Below are 16,056 nucleotides of genomic sequence, written 5' to 3' on the forward strand. Positions count from 1 at the left end.
GAGGGGGCCGGCGGAGCGAGGGGCGGAGCCGTGCCCGGCCCGCGGCCGGAGGCGATGTTGGCCGTGGCGACGCGGAGCCTCAGAGCGCCTCGCCCCCCACGTCCGAGTCCAGGTCGCGCAGCATCTGGACGGCGTCGTCGACGACGGACGCGTCGTCGGTCCGGACGCCGTGGAGGAGCCAGCGCACGAGGGCCACCTCGCCGGACAGCTGCGCCCGCACCGGCAGGTGCCGGTCGGGCTGCTCGTGGCGGGCGACGGCGTAGGCCTCGAGGACGGTGTCGAGCGCGTCGGTGTCGGCGCCGACGGCGACCCACGCCAGGTCGTCGGCGGGGTCGCCGACGCGGGCCTCGCCCCACTCGACGACGCCCGTGACGTCGCGGCCGTCGGCGAGGACCCGCTCGGGCGTCAGGTCCCCGTGCAGCAGGCACGGGGAGAAGCGCCAGCGGCCCACGTCCTCGGTCGCCTTCTCCCACCGGCTGAGCAGGCCCGGCGGCACCTGCCCCGTGCTGGCGGCGCGGTCGAGCTCGACGAGGCGGCGCTCGCGGTGCTCCTCGGCGGTGTAGCCGGGCAGGCCGACCTCCTCGGCGAGAGAGGCCGGCAGGTCGTGGAGGCGCCCCAGCGCGGTGCCGAGGGAGGAGGAGAGGCCGGGCCCGGGGTGCAGGTCGCCCGGGTGCAGGGGCCGCCCCGGCAGGCGGCGGTGGACGACCGCGCGGCCGCCGCCCTTGAGGGCGGCGCTGCCCGCCGGGTCCGGCACCGCGAAGGGGAGGGCGTCGGGCTCGAGGGCGCGCAGGCGCCGGAGCAGCGCCCCCTCCTGCTCGAGCAGGAGGCCGGAGCTGGCGTCGACGGGCGCGCGCACGACCCACTCGGCGCCCGCGTCGTCGGCCACGACGGCCGCGTCCACCTCCTCGCCCACGCCGTCCTCGACGCCCGCGCGGCGGGCTCCGGAGACCACGAGCCCGGGGACGGCGGCGCTGGCGAGGGCCGCGAGCACGAGGGGGGAGCGGGGCACCGGCACACGGTAGACGCCCGCGGCGCTCCCGCACGCGCGGCGCGGCTCCCCGTGCGGGTGGCTGTGCGGCGGGGCGCGCGGGCGGCGGGAGCGGCCCCGGCGGGCGCAGGTGGCCCGCTCGCCCGACGCGCGGGCGCGCCTACGGTGGCGGGGTGAGCCCCCTGCGCAGCCTCCTGCTCTCCCGCTCCGCGGTCGACCGGGACGGCGAGCGCCGCACCGACCCCGGGCTGCTCGAGGCGCTGTGGGCCGACCCCGCGACCCGGGTGCTGCGCGTGCGGCCCGACGGGTCGGCGCCGCTGCGCGCCCGGGCGCAGGGGTCGGCGGAGCCGGCGGCGCTCGAGCTCGTCGCCCCCGGCGACGTCGCCCGCGCCCTCCCCGAGCCCGGACCGGTCGTCTACCTGGGCCGGGAGGAGGACGGCACCGCCCACGTGGCGGTCGAGGTGCCGGACGACCAGGAGGTCGCCGACGCGGCCGGGTGGCCCGTGCGCTCCGGCGACGAGGAGTGGGCGGGTCTGCGCGCCGTCGCCGCCGAGCTCGACGACCGCGACGCGGGGCTGCTCGTCGAGGCCGTCGGCGTCCTCAACTGGCACCGGGTGCACCCGCACTGCCCCCGGTGCGGGTCGCGCACGGCCGTCACGACGTCGGGGTGGACCCGCACCTGCCCCGTCGACGGCAGCGAGCACTACCCGCGCACCGACCCGGCGGTGATCATGGCGGTCGTCGACGAGGACGACCGGGTCCTGCTCGCCCACAACGCGCTCTGGCCCGCGGGCCGCTTCTCCGCCCTCGCCGGCTTCGTCGAGCCCGGCGAGCCGCTCGAGGCGGCCGTGCGCCGGGAGGTCCTCGAGGAGGTCGGCGTCGTGGTCGGCGAGGTCGAGTACAAGGGGAGCCAGCCGTGGCCCTTCCCGGCGTCGCTGATGCTCGGCTTCACCGCCCGCGCCGCCTCGACGGGCGTCCGCGTCGACGACGTCGAGATCTCCGACGCGCGGTGGTTCTCCCGCGAGGAGCTCGCGGCCGCCGTCACCTCGGGGGAGGTGCTGCTGCCGCCGTCGACGTCGATCGCCCTGCGCCTGGTGGAGGACTGGTACGGCGAGGAGCTGCCCGCGCGCCCCTCCTGGTGAGGGCCCGCGTCCGCGCTCGGCCCGGCGGCGCCGGTCTCCGGCCGGTCAGGCCCAGGCGCTCGGCGCGTCGCCCGTGACGAGCGCCGGCCGGCGCGGGTCCTCGGCGCGCACGACGAGGTCGGCGCGCGGGGCCGGGTCGGTCTCCTCGACGTAGAGCGCCCAGGCCCCGGTCTGGCGGTCGGCGTCCGCGGGGGGCAGGCGACGGCGCACGGCGGCGTCGGAGACCAGCAGGTGCACCGAGAGGTCGAGGGCGTCGGCGGTCTCCCACCGCAGCAGGAAGGGGCCGTCGAGGACGAGCACCGAGCCGGGGGGCGCCGTCCGCCGCGCGGCGCGGGTGGCGCGGTCGGCCCGCTCGTCCCACAGCGCCGGCAGCCAGGTGGCGGCGCCGCCGGGCCCGAGGGGGTCGAGCACCTCGCGGCGCAGCCCCAGGTGGTCGGTCCAGCTCGTGTACCCGTTGTCGGCGTCCGTCGGGCCGGCGGACAGGCGCACGGAACGGGGGCGCAGGAAGTCGCGGGCGCGCACCCGGAGCACGCCGGCGCCCTGCGCGGCGAGGGCCTCGGCGACGGCGTCCGCCACCAGCTCGCCGTCGGCGGGGACGCAGGCGTCGACGCCGACGCGGACCGCCGCCCCCGCGCCGGGGTCGTCGCGCGCCGCGAGCGCGGCCGCCATGGCGCGGTCGGCCACGCGGGCGGCCAGCACGTCGAGCGCCAGCGGCTCGGCGACCGCCGTGCGGTGGCCGGGCGCCGCACCGGCAGGTCGTCGGGCCACGGGTCCTCCGTCCTCCTCGGGCGTCGTCGCCGCCGTCGGACCCGGGCGACGCGGTGCGCCGCCCGGGCCGGTGGCTCAGAGGTGGCTCTTGACCTCGGCGAGCGAGGGGTTGGTGGCCGTCGAGCCGTCGGCGAAGAGCAGCGTCGGGACGGTCTGGTTGCCGCCGTTGACGGACGCGACGAACTCCGCCGTGCCGGGCGTCTCCTCGATGTTGACCTCGGAGTAGGAGATGCCCTCGCGGTCCATCTGCCGCTTGAGGTTGCGGCAGTACCCGCACCAGCTCGTGGTGAACATCGTGACGGCCCCCTCGGCGGGGCGGTGCTCGGTGCTCGCGCTCATCAGCTCTCCTCGGTCTGCGCGGGGCCGCCTGGCACCCGCTCGGTCTGCGGACGTCGGTGGTGCGCGGAGCCCCTGCGGGCTCCCGCCGTCCACCGTCCCGCGCTGCAACGCGGCGGACGGCGCGCGTCATCCACGACCGGAGCCCGTCGACCACGGCCGGAGCCCCTCGTCCACCGCCGGAGCCCCTCGTCCACCGCCGGAGGCGGGGCGGCGGACGCCGTCGGCGGGCGGTGCGAGCATGGGCCCCGCCATGACGACGCCCGCCGCCCTCCGCCCCGCCGGCGACCCCGACGCGGTCCTCGAGGCCCTCGACCCCGAGCAGCGGGAGGTCGCCCGCGCCCTGCAGGGCCCGGTCCGCGTGCTCGCCGGCGCGGGCACCGGCAAGACGCGCGCCCTCACCCACCGCATCGCGCACGGCGCGCTCGCGGGCGCCTGGCAGCCCACCCAGGTGCTGGCCGTCACCTTCACCGCGCGCGCCGCGGCGGAGATGCGCACGCGCCTGCGCGACCTCGGCGTCCCGGGGGTGCAGGCCCGCACCTTCCACGCGGCGGCGCTGCGCCAGCTGCAGTACTTCTGGCCCCAGGCCGTCGGCGGCGCCCTGCCGCCCCTCGTCGAGCACAAGGCGCAGCTCGTGGCCCAGGCCGCCTCCCGGCTGCGCCTGCGCGTCGACCGCGCCGCCGTCCGCGACCTGTCGGCCGAGGTGGAGTGGGCCAAGGTCGGGATGCTGACGCCCGACGCCTACGTCGAGGAGGCGCGCCGGCGCGGCCGCTCGGCGCCCGCCGGGCTCGACCACCTGGCCGCCGCTCGCGTGCTGCGCGGCTACGAGGAGGTCAAGACCGACCGCGGCGTCATCGACTTCGAGGACGTCCTGCTGCTCACCGTCGGCATCCTCGAGGAGCGCGAGGACGTGGCCCGGACGGTCCGCTCGCAGTACCGCCACCTCGTCGTGGACGAGTACCAGGACGTCAGCGGCCTGCAGCAGCGCCTCCTCGAGCTGTGGCTCGGCGAGCGCGACGACGTCTGCGTCGTCGGCGACGCCAGCCAGACCATCTACTCCTTCGCCGGTGCCGACCCCCGCCACCTGCTCGACTTCGACCAGCGCCACCCGGGCACGACGACGGTGCGGCTCGTCCGGGACTACCGGTCCACCCCGCAGGTCGTCGGGCTGGCCAACGGCCTCCTCGACCGCGCCCCGCGCGCTGCCACGCGCGCCCGCGTCGAGCTCGTCGCCCAGCGCCCGCCCGGCCCCGCGCCGGAGTTCTGGGAGAACGCCGACGACGACGCCGAGGCCGCCCGCGTGGCGTCCTGGGTGGCCGACCGGATCGCCGAGGGCCACCCGGCCAGCGAGATCGCCGTCCTCTTCCGCACCAACAGCCAGTCCGAGCCGCTGGAGCAGGCGCTGTCCGCGCGCGGCGTCGGCTACCTGCTGCGCGGCGGCGAGCGGTTCTTCGCCCGCAAGGAGGTGCGTGACGCCGTCCTCCTGCTCCGCGGGGCCGCGCGCTCGGACGACGGCGAGCAGCCCCTCGGCGCGCTCGTGCGCGACGTGCTGTCGGGAGCCGGCTGGTCCGAGCAGGCGCCGTCGGGGTCCGGCGCCGTCCGCGAGCGGTGGGAGTCGCTGCAGGCGCTCGTCGCGCTCGCCGACGACGTCGCGGCGGCCCGGCCGGAGGACCGGCTGCCGCAGCTCGTGGCCGAGCTCGACGAGCGGGCGCAGGCCCAGCACGCGCCGGTCGTCGAGGGCGTCACGCTGGCGTCCCTCCACGCCGCCAAGGGCCTGGAGTGGGACGCCGTCGTCCTCGTCGGGCTCTCGGAGGGGCTCGTGCCCATCTCCTTCGCGGCCGACGACGCCGACGCCGTCGAGGAGGAGCGCCGGCTCCTCTACGTCGGCGTCACCCGCGCCCGCGAGCGCCTCGTGTGCTCGTGGACCCTCTCCCGGACGCCCGGCGGTCGCGCCTCGCGCAAGCCGTCGCGCTTCCTCGACGGGCTGCGGCCCGCGTCGGGCTCCGACGCCGTGCCCGGTCGGGCGGGCGGCGGCGGCCGCGGGGGCCGGTCGGGGCGCCGGGGGGCGACCCTCAGCCGCTGCCGGACCTGCGGCGAGCCGCTGACGACGGCGGCCGCCCGCAAGACGGGACGCTGCGAGGACTGCCCGCCGACCTACGACGAGGGCGTCTTCGAGGCGCTGCGCGAGTGGCGCTCGCGCACGGCGTCCGAGGCGAAGGTGCCGGCCTACGTCGTCTTCACCGACGCGACGCTCGTCGCCGTCGCGGAGGCGCGCCCCGTCGACGCCGCCGGGCTGGCGGCCATCGCCGGCATCGGCCCGGCGAAGCTGGACAAGTACGGCGAGAGCGTCCTCGCCGTCCTCGCCGCCGGCGCCTGACCCGCCCCGCCGGGGGTGCTCGGGCACCCCGCGGCACGGCCGCGGCGTGGTGACGCCGAGCCCTTCCCCGGGTGCGCGGGAGGACTGGTCCGGAAAAGACGTTGTGCTCGTCCGCGGGGCCCCCTTAGCGTCCTCCCCGGAAGCGCAGGAGCGCGCCCCCGCCAGCCGCGGAGGGCGCCGAGCAGGGCGAGGAGGTGGTCCCCGGTGGTGAGCACGACGAACGACGTCCGCACGGGCCGCGTCCGCATCGCCGAGCACCTGCTCGTCGTCGGCCGCCCCGTCGCCCGCGACGCCGCCCTCCCTGTGAGCGCGCCGCGCCTCGCGCCCGTCGCGGGTCGGCCCGGGGGAGAGCTCCGTCCGCAGGACGGCGCCGTGCCCGCCGGTCGTGCTCTCGGCGGTCTCGAGCCCACCACCTCCTCCGCGGACCTCACCAGCCCCGTGAACGGCGCCTCCGGCGCCGTCGTCGCGACCGGCGCCTCCGGCGCCGTCATCGCGACCGGCGTCTCCGGCGCTCTGATCGCGACCGGCGTCTCCGGCGCTCTGATCGCGAACGGCGCCTCCGGCGCCGAGCGTCCCTTCCGCTCCTGCGGGACCCCCGTCCCCGGCAGCGCTCCGACCGGCACGGCCCCCTAGGCCGCCGCTCGAGGCCCTGCCGAGGCCGCGGCTCCCGACCCGGGAGCCGCGGCCTCTCCCGTCCCACCGCCGCGGCTCCTCCTGACCGCCCACGCCCGACGCCCTCGGGCAGCACCACCAGGAGAAGACCCGTGCAGCTCACGGCCATGCTCGAGCCGACCGCCCGAGGCGTCGACGACCTCTCCGTCCCCTGCCGGGACGGCGAGGGCGACCTCTGGTTCGCCGAGGCCCCCGCCGCCCTCGAGGAGGCGAAGGCGCGCTGCGCCCCCTGCCCCCTCCGGGAGGCCTGCCTCGCCGGCGCCCTCGACCGGCGCGAGCCGTGGGGCGTCTGGGGCGGCGAGATCTTCGACGGCGGAGCCGTCATCGCCCGCAAGCGGCCCCGCGGCCGCCCCCGCAAGCACCCGGTCGCCGTCGCCTGACGGCGCCCGCCGCACCACCTGCCCTCGCACCACGGCCCGACGACCCGCCAGCCGGGCGGGAGGGCCCGCCCCCGGGAGCCGCCATGACCACCCGCCCGACCACCCTGACCCCCTTCCCCGACACCGCCGGCGTGATGGCCCGGCCGACGGTGTCCCCGACCACCTCGGCCGTCCTGTCGGCGCGGGCCCTGCGCGGCTCCCGCGACGAGCGGCGCGTCGCCGACGCGCTCGCCCGGCGCGCCGCCGAGCGCCTCCAGGGGCGCGCCGACCGGGCCGCCGCGCGGGCCGCCCGGGCCCGCTCGCGGGCCGAGTCCGCCGCCGTCCTCGCCCGGGCGTGACGCCCGGCCTCGGACCCGGACCCGGCCGGGGGACCGGTCGGCCCGGCGTCAGCACGACCCCAGGAGCCCGCCACCCGTCGGTGGCGGGCTCCTGCCGCTCCCACGCCGGCGCCGGTCGGGACCTCCCCGCGCGCGGGGCGCCCGGTCGCTAGCGTCCGGGGCGTGCGCAGCCACCTCTTCGACCCCCGCCACGCCGAGCAGGAGACGCAGGACCGCTGGGCGCGCCAGAACGACAAGATGGCCCGCGTCGTCCTGGGCCCCGACGTGCTGGCCGCCAAGGGCTCGATGGTCGCCTTCCAGGGCGACGTCCGCTTCGACCACGAGGGCTCGGGCAGCATCGGCCGGCTCGTCCGCCGGATGGTCTCCTCGGCCGACACCCCCCTCATGCGGTGCTCGGGCCGCGGGGAGGTCTTCCTCGCCCGCCGCGCCGAGGACGTGTTCACCGTCGAGCTCGAGGGGGACGCCATCTCGGTCGACGGCGCCAACGTGCTCGCCTTCGACGCCGACCTCGACTGGGACGTCCGGCGCGTCCAGGGCGCCGGCACCCTCACCGGCGGGCTCTTCACCCTGGAGATCAGCGGCCGCGGCACGGTGGCCCTCACGAGCGACGGCCCGCCGGTGCTCCTCGACTGCTCGCGGCAGCCGACGTCCGTCGACCTCCAGGCCGCCGTCGCGTGGTCGGCGGACCTGCGACCGGAGCTGCGCAGCAGCCTCAACGCCCGCTCGATGCTGCGGGGCGGCTCGGGGGAGGCCTTCCAGTACGTCTTCTCCGGGCCCGGGTTCGTCGTCGTCCAGCCGAGCGAGGGCCAGCCGGTGCCGCAGGGCGGCGGCGGGGGCGGCGGCGGGGGCCTGGGAGACCTCTTCTCCTGACCCCGCGGGGGCGGGTCCTCCTGACCCGGCGGGCGCGAGCGTCCGCCGGGCGGGCCGGCGCCCGGGCGTAGGCTCGGGCCTCGTGGCTGCCGTCGACTTCCCCGCCGAGATCCGCGACCTCCGGACCACGTACGGGTCGATCCGCGACGTCACGGACGTCGAGGCGCTGCGCGCCACCATCCGCGAGCTGTCCGAGCAGGCGTCGGCTCCGGACCTGTGGGACGACGTCGACCACGCCCAGCAGGTCACGAGCCGCCTGTCGCACGCCCAGGGCGAGGCCGAGCGCATCGACCGGCTCGGGCGCCAGCTCGACGACCTCGAGGTCCTCGTCGAGATGGCGGAGGCGGCCGAGGGGGAGGAGCGGACCGAGACCCTCGCCGAGGCCGGGCGCGAGCTCGAGCAGCTGAAGGCCGCCATGGGGCAGCTCGAGGTCCGGACCCTGCTGTCGGGGGAGTACGACCCCCGCGAGGCCATCGTCACCATCCGCGCGGAGGCGGGCGGCGTCGACGCCGCCGACTTCGCCGAGATGCTCCTGCGGATGTACCTGCGCTGGAGCGAGCGCCACGGCTACCCGACGGACGTCTACGACACCTCCTTCGCCGAGGAGGCCGGCATCAAGTCGGCCACCTTCAAGGTCGCGGCGCCCTACGCCTACGGCACGCTCTCGGTCGAGCAGGGCACCCACCGCCTCGTCCGCATCTCGCCCTTCGACAACCAGGGGCGCCGCCAGACCTCCTTCGCGGGCGTCGAGGTGCTGCCCGTCGTGGCGGAGACCGACCAGGTCGACATCCCCGAGAACGACCTGCGCGTCGACGTCTTCCGCTCCTCCGGCCCCGGCGGCCAGAGCGTCAACACGACCGACTCGGCGGTGCGCCTGACGCACCTGCCCACCGGCATCGTCGTGTCCTGCCAGAACGAGAAGAGCCAGCTGCAGAACAAGGCCGCCGCGCTCCGCGTGCTCCAGGCGCGCCTCCTCGAGCGGGCGCGCGCCGAGCGCCAGGCCGAGCTCGACGCCCTCAAGGGCGCCGACGCCGGCAGCTGGGGCAACCAGATGCGCTCCTACGTGCTGCACCCGTACCAGATGGTCAAGGACCTGCGGACCGAGCACGAGGTCGGCAACACCTCGGGCGTCTTCGACGGCGACATCGACGGCTTCCTCGAGTCCGGCATCCGCTGGCGCCGCCAGGCCGACCGCGCGTCCGCCTGACCCGCCCGTCCGCCCCGCCGTCCGACCACGCCGGCTCCCCGCCGCCACCCCTCGGGGGCGCACCTCGCGGGCGGGCGGCGGGCTGCGCCGTCCGCGTGGTCCTCCACCACGGTCCGGCCACGATCCGTGGTGGATCGTTGACCGATCGTGACCTGTGTGGACGGCCGTTTCGGGATGCGGTGTGGCAGGACGTATGGTCGGCCACGGCCAGGGAAGCTGCGCGTCCGGCGCGCAGGCGGGTCGAGCAGGACGGCGGTGACCCCGCCGTCCCGGAGGCCCGCGTCGACGCACCATCCGCAAGGACGACCCCGAGACCCCGAGACCCGGCCCCGCAGGACGTGCAGTGATCCGCTTCGACGACGTCACGAAGACGTACGACCGCACCGCCCGACCGGCCCTCGACGGGGTCGACCTCGAGGTGTCGCGCGGTGAGTTCGTCTTCCTCGTTGGCGCCTCGGGGTCCGGGAAGTCCACCTTCCTCCGCCTCGTGCTGAAGGAGGAGGACGCCACGTCCGGGGCGGTGCAGGTCGCGGGCAAGGACCTGCGCCGGCTGTCGAGCTGGAAGGTCCCGCACCTGCGCCGTCAGATCGGCGTCGTGTTCCAGGACTTCCGCCTCCTGCCGGGCAAGACGGTCTTCCAGAACGTCGCCTTCGCGCTGCAGGTCATCGGTCGCTCCCGCGGCTCCATCGCCGCCGCCGTGCCCGAGGTGCTCGAGCTGGTGGGCCTCGAGGGCAAGGGCGACCGCCTGCCGCACGAGCTGTCCGGCGGTGAGCAGCAGCGCGTGGCCATCGCGCGCGCCATCGTCAACAGCCCCGCCATCCTCCTGGCCGACGAGCCGACGGGGAACCTCGACCCCACGACGAGCCTCGGCATCACCCGCCTGCTCGAGCGGATCAACGGCCGCGGCACCACCGTCGTCATGGCCACCCACGACGACGACATCGTCGACAGCATGCGCAAGCGGGTCGTCGAGCTCGTCGACGGCCACGTGGTCCGCGACGAGCACCAGGGCGGCTACGTCACGGGGGCGATCCCCGTGGTGCCCGCGCCCGAGGTGTCGGTGGACCACCGGGGCGCGGCGGCCGTGGACGTCCCGGCCGACGGGCGCCCCGTCGCCGAGCAGGGCGGTGGCGCGCGGTGAGGCTCCAGTTCGTGCTCTCCGAGATCGGCATCGGCCTGCGCCGCAACCTCGCCATGACGATCTCCGTGGTGCTCGTCACCTTCGTCTCGCTGACCTTCGTGGGCGCCGGCGCGCTCATGCAGCAGCAGGTGTCGACGATGAAGGGCGACTGGTACGACCGCGTCCAGGTGGCGATCTTCCTGTGCACGCAGGACAGCCTCTCGGCGAGCTGCTCGGGCGCGGCGACGGACGCCGACAAGGCGGCGATCGAGCAGGCCCTCGCCTCCCCGCCGCTGTCCCAGTACGTCTCCGAGGTCGAGTTCGAGACGAGCGACGAGGCCTACGCCCAGTTCCAGGAGCAGGACGCCGAGCTCAGCGCCTCCGTGACGCCGGACCAGCTGCCCGAGTCCTTCCGCGTCGGCCTCGAGGACCCGGAGCGCTTCGGCGTCATCAGCGAGAGCTTCCAGGGCAGCCCGGGGGTCGAGCAGGTCGTCGACCAGCGCGAGGTGCTCGAGCCCTTCTTCGCCGTCCTCAACGCCGCGACGGCCGGCTCGCTGGCCCTGGCGGGCGTCATGCTCGTCGCCGCCGTGCTCCTCATCGGGACGACGATCCGCCTGGCGGCCTTCAACCGGCGCCGCGAGACGGGCATCATGCGGCTCGTCGGCGCCTCCAGCACCTTCCTGCAGCTGCCGTTCCTCCTCGAGGGCGTCATCGCCGTCTGCCTCGGGGCGGGAATGGCGGGCGCCGTCCTGCTGCTGGCCGTGGACCGGGGCGTCACCGGCTGGCTGGCCGAGCAGGTGCCCGCGTTCGACTACATCACCACGACCGACGTGTGGGCCACGATCCCGTGGCTGTTCGTCGGCGGCATCGTCCTGGCGAGCGTCGCGTCGCTCGTGTCCCTGTCCCGCTACCTGAAGGTCTGACTCGATGAGCCTGCCCCCCGCGTCGGCGCTCGTGCGCCCCCGCTGCCTCCTGCGCCCGGCCGTGGCCGCCCTCGGGCTGGCCCTGGCCGTGTCGTTCGTCCCGGGTGGGGGCCCGGCGACGGCGGCCCCCGGCGACGGCGCCAAGGCCGACAAGCAGGCGGTCGACCAGGCCCTGCACGCGCTGCAGGAGGACCTCGTCGGCACGTCCGAGGAGCTCACCTCGGCCTACGCCGAGTACGCCGCGGTGCAGGAGCAGCTGCCCGGCGCCCAGAAGGCGGCCGACCTCGCGCGCCAGGTGCAGGCGGAGGCGCAGGCCCAGGCCGACGACCTCGCGCAGCGCCTCAGCGCGTCGCAGAAGGCGCAGACGGCCGCCGAGGAGTCGGTCCGCGAGACCGAGCAGGCCATGACGGCCTCGCGGAGCAACCTCGGCAACATCGCCGCGTCGGCCTACCGCAGCAACGGCGTGCCGAAGGGCCTGGCGCTGGCGATGGGCTCGGCCGACCCGGACGACTTCGCCTCCAGCACCGCCGCCGTCTCGAGCCTGTCGACGGCCGAGAAGGACGTGCTCGCGGCGCTGAGCTCCGACGAGGCCGTGCGGCAGAGCGCCACGACGCGCCTGACGGCGGTGCGCCAGCAGGTCGCCGACCTCAAGGCCGAGGCCGAGCAGAAGCTCGCCGTGGCGACCGAGGCCGCGGAGGCCGCAGCGCAGCGCCAGGCCGAGGTCGAGACCCTCATCGCCCGCCAGCAGCAGGCCGTCGCGACGATCGAGTCGCGGCAGGCCGAGGAGCAGGCCCGCATGGACCAGCTCCAGGCGGAGTCCGACTCCCTGGGCGCTCAGCTGCGCGCCATCGCCGAGGAGGAGCGCGCCCAGGAGGAGGCCCGTCGGGCGGCCGAGGCCGCCGCCGCGCAGGCGTCCGGCCGCAGCGCGCCCTCGGCGGTCAGCCGCGGCACCTTCCGCGACACCGGGGGCACCTTCCTGCGGCCCGCCGGCACCATCAGCTCGCCGTTCGGCATGCGCATGCACCCGATCAAGCACTACATGAAGCTCCACAGCGGGCAGGACTTCGCCGCGGGCTGCGGGACGCCCGTCCGCGCGGCCGCGGACGGCGAGATCGTCTCCGCCGGGTCGAACGGCAGCTACGGCAACATCACCGTCATCAACCACGGCATCGTCCGCGGCCAGCCCGTGGCCACGGCCTACGCCCACATGCAGAGCTTCGCCGTGACGTCGGGCTCGGTGACGCGGGGCCAGGTCATCGGCTACGAGGGCTCCACCGGCGGGTCGACCGGCTGCCACGTGCACTTCGAGGTGCGCGTCGACGGCGCGCCCACCGACCCCATGGCCTGGATCTGACCCGGAGCCGTCGGGCGGGCGCCCGCTCCGCCCCGGTCGCCAGGGCCCACGGCTCGTAGACTGACCTCGGACGTCCGCCGCCGGCGGTCCTCGCGGACCGCCGGCGGTCGTCCGTCCGGGGCCCGCCGGGGCCCCCGGACCGCACGCGCGACGCAGCAGGAGGAGGGGCCGTGGCCAGGGCCGGGCACAAGACCGCCCAGAAGAAGGGCGGGCGCGGCGACGACGGGCGCCTCGTCGTCGCCACGAACCGCCGCGCGCGGCACGACTACCTCCTCTCCGACACCTGGGAGGCGGGGATCGTGCTCTCCGGCACCGAGGTGAAGTCGCTGCGCGCGGGCCGTGCCTCGCTCGTCGACGGCTTCGTGTCCGTGGACCGCGGGGAGGCGTGGCTCGAGGCCGTCCACATCCCCGAGTACACCGAGGGCACCTGGACCAACCACCCGCCCCGGCGCCGGCGCAAGCTCCTCCTGCACAAGCTGGAGATCGAGAAGATCGGCGCCGAGGTGCGCGAGGGCGGCATGACCGTCGTCCCGCTCCAGCTCTACTTCACGGGCGGGCGCGCCAAGGTCGAGATCGCCCTCGCGCAGGGCAAGAAGAACTGGGACAAGCGCCAGGCGCTGCGCGAGCGCCAGGACACGCGCGAGGCGCAGCGGGCCATGTCCCTGCGCCTGCGCACCGGCGAGTAGGGCCCGCCGACCGGTGGGCCCCCGGACGAGGCGAGGACGTCGATGAGCGGCAGCGAGCAGCCCTTCGAGCTGGGGATCACCACCTTCGCGGAGACCTACCCCGACCCGAGCACGGGCCGCACCCTCTCCCACGGCGAGCGGCTGCGGCAGGTCGTCGCCGAGGTCGAGCTCGCGGAGCAGGTGGGCCTCGACGTCTACGGCGTGGGGGAGCACCACCGGGCCGACTTCGCGGCGTCCTCGCCGGCCGTCGTCCTGGCGGCGGCGGCGGCGCGGACGTCGCGGATCCGCCTGACGAGCGCCGTCACGGTCCTGTCCTCCGACGACCCGGTGCGGGTCTACCAGGACTTCGCGACGCTCGACCTTCTGTCGCAGGGGCGCGCGGAGGTCATCGCCGGTCGCGGCTCCTTCATCGAGTCCTTCCCGCTCTTCGGCTACGACCTCGGCGACTACGACGAGCTCTTCGCCGAGAAGCTGGAGCTGCTGCTCGCCATCCGCTCGGCGTCCTCGCGGGGCGAGCCGGTCACGTGGTCGGGCCGCCACCGCCCGGCGCTGGACCGGCAGGAGGTGCACCCGCGCACGGAGGGGCACGAGCTCCCCGTCTGGGTCGGCGTCGGGGGCAACCCGCAGTCGGTCGTGCGGGCCGGCCTGCTCGGCCTGCCGATGGCGCTCGCCATCATCGGCGGGCAGCCGGCGCGCTTCGCGCCGCTCGCCGACCTGCACCGCCGCGCGGTCGCCGAGGCCGGTCACGACCCGCTGCCCGTCGCCGTCCACGCCCACGGCTTCGTCGGGGAGGACACCGCCTCGGCCGCCGACGCGTACTACCCGTCCTACGCGACGGCGATGTCCCAGCTCGGCCGCGAGCGGGGCTGGGGCGCCATGACCCGGCGGAGCTTCGACGAGATGCGCGCCCCGCAGGGCTCCCTCGTGCTGGGCGACCCGCAGCTCGTGGCCGACAAGGTCCTCGCCATGCGGCGCGACCTCGGCATCACGCGCTTCCTGCTGCACGTGAGCGTTGGCACGCTGCCGCACGACCAGGTGCTGCGGGCGATCGAGCTGCTGGGGACGCAGGTCCGCCCGCTCGTCGAGCGCGAGCTCGCCGGGGTCTGAGGGCGGGAGCTCGCCGGGGTCTGAGGGCGGGAGCTCGCCGCCGGGGAGGACGAACCTCCCGGCGGCGTGCTGCGCCGCAGGTCAGCGTGCTGCGCCACCGCTCCGGGTGGGGTTCGTCCTCCCGGGCGGCAGCCGGTCGGCGGGCTGCGCTCAGAGGTCGGGGTCGAGGCGGACGAGCATCTTCCCGGTGTTGGCCCCGGACAGGACGCCGCGGAAGGCGTCGAAGGCGCTCTCGACGCCCTCGGTGGCCGTCTCGCGGTAGACGACGTCGCCGCGGGCGATCCACCCGGCCATCTCGCGGGTGAACTCCTCGGTCCGGTCGAGGTGGTCGGTGACGATGAAGCCCTCGAGGCGCAGGCGCTTGCCGATGGCGACGCCCAGCGTCCGCGGCCCGGGGGGCGCCGAGGTGGCGTTGTAGCCGGAGATGGCGCCGCACAGGGCGACGCGGCCGTGGTCGCGCATGCGGGGGAGGGCCGCCTCGAGCGTCGGGCCGCCGACGTTGTCGAAGTAGACGTCGGCGCCGTCGGGCAGCAGGTCGCGGAGCAGGTCGGCCGGCGACGCGCTGCGGTGGTCACCGGCGCGGGTGAAGCCCGCGTCGTCGAGGAGCCAGCGCACCTTCTCCTCGCCGCCGGCCGTGCCGACGACGGCGCTCGCGCCCTTGAGGCGGGCGACCTGGCCGGCGACCGAGCCGACCGCGCCGGCGGCCCCGGAGACGAGGACGACGTCGCCCTCGCGCATCTGCGCGACGTCGAGGACGCCGACCCAGGCGGTGAGGCCGGTGGTGCCGAGCACGCCGAGGTAGGCCTGCGCGGGCGCGAGGTCGGCGTCGACGACGCGGACGGCGTCCGCCCGCAGCACGGCGCGCTCGCGCCAGCCGCGGTCGTGGAGGACGCAGTCGCCCTCGGAGACCCCCTCGACGCCGTCGCCGACGAGCTCGACGACGCCGACGGCGCCGCCGGTCATGGGCTCCTCGAGCCGGAAGGGCGGCACGTAGGAGGGCCGGTCGTCCATCCGGCCGCGCATGTACGGGTCGACGGAGAGCCAGGTGTTGCGGACGCGGACCTCGCCCGGGCCGGGGTCGGGCACGTCGACCTCGTCGAGGCGGACGTCGGAGGGCTGCGGCTCGCCCTGCGGGCGGGCGACGAGGGACCACTGGCGGCTGGGGGCGAGGGCCATGCCCCGACGCTACGTCGGTGGGAGGGCCGTCGCGGTCGTCCGGTCGGGGCGGTCCCCGCGCGGGTCGGGAACAGCGCGTGACCAGCGGCCGTTGTGCGCAGTACAGTCGGTGGCCCAGCGGGCCTCCGGGAGACCGGGCCGGCTGGACCGGGACCACCGCCCAGGCGGCGGCCCCGGGGACAACTCAACAGGGGGGTGACAGGTTTCGACGTCGTTCTCTGAGCCAGGGGAAGCGGGTCGAGGATGCAAGGTCAACTCGTTGATGCTCCTTGCAAACCTATAGGTGCCGATTCCAAGCGCACCGACTTCGCCCTCGCCGCCTGAGCGAGGAGCAGAGGTCCGTCGGTCTGAGAGTGCTCTCGACTCAGTAACCGGCGTCAGCTAGAGAGCCACTGGGTGCGGTCCTCGCCATCGGGGCCGCTCCGACATCCAGATGGCTGGGCCCGGGTCAGCGGCGCGCCTGCGCGACCGCTGGGGCCGAGAAACTCCCGAGCAGGCTGCACCCGGAGAAGCCCTGGCGATGCGACGACGGACCCGGGTTCGATTCCCGGCACCTCCACGTGAGACGGCGAAGGCCCCGACCAGCAGGTCGGGGCCTTCGCCGTGCCGCGG

The 16,056-nt window shown here is 76.4% G+C and carries 16 protein-coding genes and 1 other RNA gene; 13 read left to right on the plus strand and 4 right to left on the minus strand.

Features of this window, described 5'->3' with window-relative positions; all coding sequences use genetic code 11:
- Positions 1–79: 79 nt before the first annotated feature.
- The gene (locus tag Q0789_RS12320; protein ID WP_298805610.1) at positions 80–1,009 is read right to left on the minus strand and encodes a phosphotransferase; all 930 of its coding nucleotides are present in this window, start codon (positions 1,007–1,009) and stop codon (positions 80–82) included.
- A gap of 152 nt (positions 1,010–1,161) precedes the next feature.
- On the opposite strand from Q0789_RS12320, the gene nudC reads away from it, so the two are divergent.
- Complete coding sequence (gene nudC, locus Q0789_RS12325) at positions 1,162–2,130, plus strand: NAD(+) diphosphatase (protein ID WP_298805613.1); 969 nt, start codon at positions 1,162–1,164, stop codon at positions 2,128–2,130.
- Positions 2,131–2,175: 45 nt separating this feature from the next.
- On the opposite strand, the gene Q0789_RS12330 is transcribed toward nudC, so the two are convergent.
- Together Q0789_RS12330 and Q0789_RS12335 are read right to left on the minus strand one after the other, a co-directional pair.
- Complete coding sequence (locus Q0789_RS12330; RefSeq protein ID WP_298805616.1) at positions 2,176–2,898, minus strand: hypothetical protein; 723 nt, start codon at positions 2,896–2,898, stop codon at positions 2,176–2,178.
- 75 nt (positions 2,899–2,973) lie between these two features.
- Positions 2,974–3,237 carry a mycoredoxin gene (locus Q0789_RS12335; RefSeq protein WP_171201899.1) on the minus strand — a complete coding sequence of 88 codons (264 nt, stop codon included), beginning with the start codon at positions 3,235–3,237 and terminating at the stop codon, positions 2,974–2,976.
- 250 nt (positions 3,238–3,487) lie between these two features.
- Between Q0789_RS12335 and Q0789_RS12340 the strand changes: the two genes are divergently transcribed.
- From Q0789_RS12340 to Q0789_RS12390, 11 genes are all read left to right on the plus strand, one after another.
- Positions 3,488–5,611 (plus strand): ATP-dependent DNA helicase UvrD2, encoded by a 2,124-nt coding sequence (locus Q0789_RS12340; RefSeq protein WP_298805618.1) that lies wholly within the window; start codon positions 3,488–3,490, stop codon positions 5,609–5,611.
- 204 nt (positions 5,612–5,815) lie between these two features.
- On the plus strand, positions 5,816–6,244 hold the full coding sequence (locus Q0789_RS12345) for a hypothetical protein (protein ID WP_298805620.1): 429 nt from the start codon (positions 5,816–5,818) through the stop codon (positions 6,242–6,244).
- Positions 6,245–6,390: 146 nt separating this feature from the next.
- Positions 6,391–6,663 (plus strand): WhiB family transcriptional regulator, encoded by a 273-nt coding sequence (locus Q0789_RS12350; protein WP_171201901.1) that lies wholly within the window; start codon positions 6,391–6,393, stop codon positions 6,661–6,663.
- Between the two features lie 83 nt (positions 6,664–6,746).
- A complete protein-coding gene (locus tag Q0789_RS12355; protein ID WP_298805624.1) occupies positions 6,747–7,001 on the plus strand; it encodes a hypothetical protein in 255 nt (84 codons plus the stop codon).
- 162 nt (positions 7,002–7,163) lie between these two features.
- Entirely contained in the window at positions 7,164–7,871 is a 708-nt protein-coding gene (locus tag Q0789_RS12360; RefSeq protein WP_298805626.1) for an AIM24 family protein, read from the plus strand.
- A gap of 82 nt (positions 7,872–7,953) precedes the next feature.
- Positions 7,954–9,078: a peptide chain release factor 2 gene (gene prfB / locus Q0789_RS12365; protein WP_298805628.1), complete on the plus strand. Its 1,125-nt coding sequence runs from the start codon at positions 7,954–7,956 to the stop codon at positions 9,076–9,078.
- A gap of 343 nt (positions 9,079–9,421) precedes the next feature.
- A complete protein-coding gene (gene ftsE / locus Q0789_RS12370; protein ID WP_363326094.1) occupies positions 9,422–10,219 on the plus strand; it encodes a cell division ATP-binding protein FtsE in 798 nt (265 codons plus the stop codon).
- Positions 10,216–11,121 (plus strand): permease-like cell division protein FtsX, encoded by a 906-nt coding sequence (ftsX, locus tag Q0789_RS12375; protein WP_298805631.1) that lies wholly within the window; start codon positions 10,216–10,218, stop codon positions 11,119–11,121. The genes ftsE and ftsX overlap by 4 nt, the downstream gene beginning before the upstream one ends.
- Before the next feature lie 4 nt (positions 11,122–11,125).
- Positions 11,126–12,475: a M23 family metallopeptidase gene (locus Q0789_RS12380; protein ID WP_298805633.1), complete on the plus strand. Its 1,350-nt coding sequence runs from the start codon at positions 11,126–11,128 to the stop codon at positions 12,473–12,475.
- A gap of 170 nt (positions 12,476–12,645) precedes the next feature.
- On the plus strand, positions 12,646–13,161 hold the full coding sequence (gene smpB, locus Q0789_RS12385; RefSeq protein WP_171201890.1) for an SsrA-binding protein SmpB: 516 nt from the start codon (positions 12,646–12,648) through the stop codon (positions 13,159–13,161).
- Positions 13,162–13,203: 42 nt separating this feature from the next.
- Positions 13,204–14,268 carry an LLM class flavin-dependent oxidoreductase gene (locus Q0789_RS12390; protein WP_298805638.1) on the plus strand — a complete coding sequence of 355 codons (1,065 nt, stop codon included), beginning with the start codon at positions 13,204–13,206 and terminating at the stop codon, positions 14,266–14,268.
- 150 nt (positions 14,269–14,418) lie between these two features.
- On the opposite strand, the gene Q0789_RS12395 is transcribed toward Q0789_RS12390, so the two are convergent.
- On the minus strand, positions 14,419–15,444 hold the full coding sequence (locus Q0789_RS12395) for an NADP-dependent oxidoreductase (protein WP_298805640.1): 1,026 nt from the start codon (positions 15,442–15,444) through the stop codon (positions 14,419–14,421).
- 191 nt (positions 15,445–15,635) lie between these two features.
- Between Q0789_RS12395 and ssrA the strand changes: the two genes are divergently transcribed.
- Positions 15,636–16,006, plus strand: a transfer-messenger RNA (tmRNA) gene (gene ssrA / locus Q0789_RS12400).
- Positions 16,007–16,056: the final 50 nt, after the last annotated feature.

The organism is uncultured Pseudokineococcus sp. (assembly GCF_947499845.1).
Taxonomy (GTDB): Bacteria; Actinomycetota; Actinomycetes; order Actinomycetales; family Quadrisphaeraceae; genus Pseudokineococcus.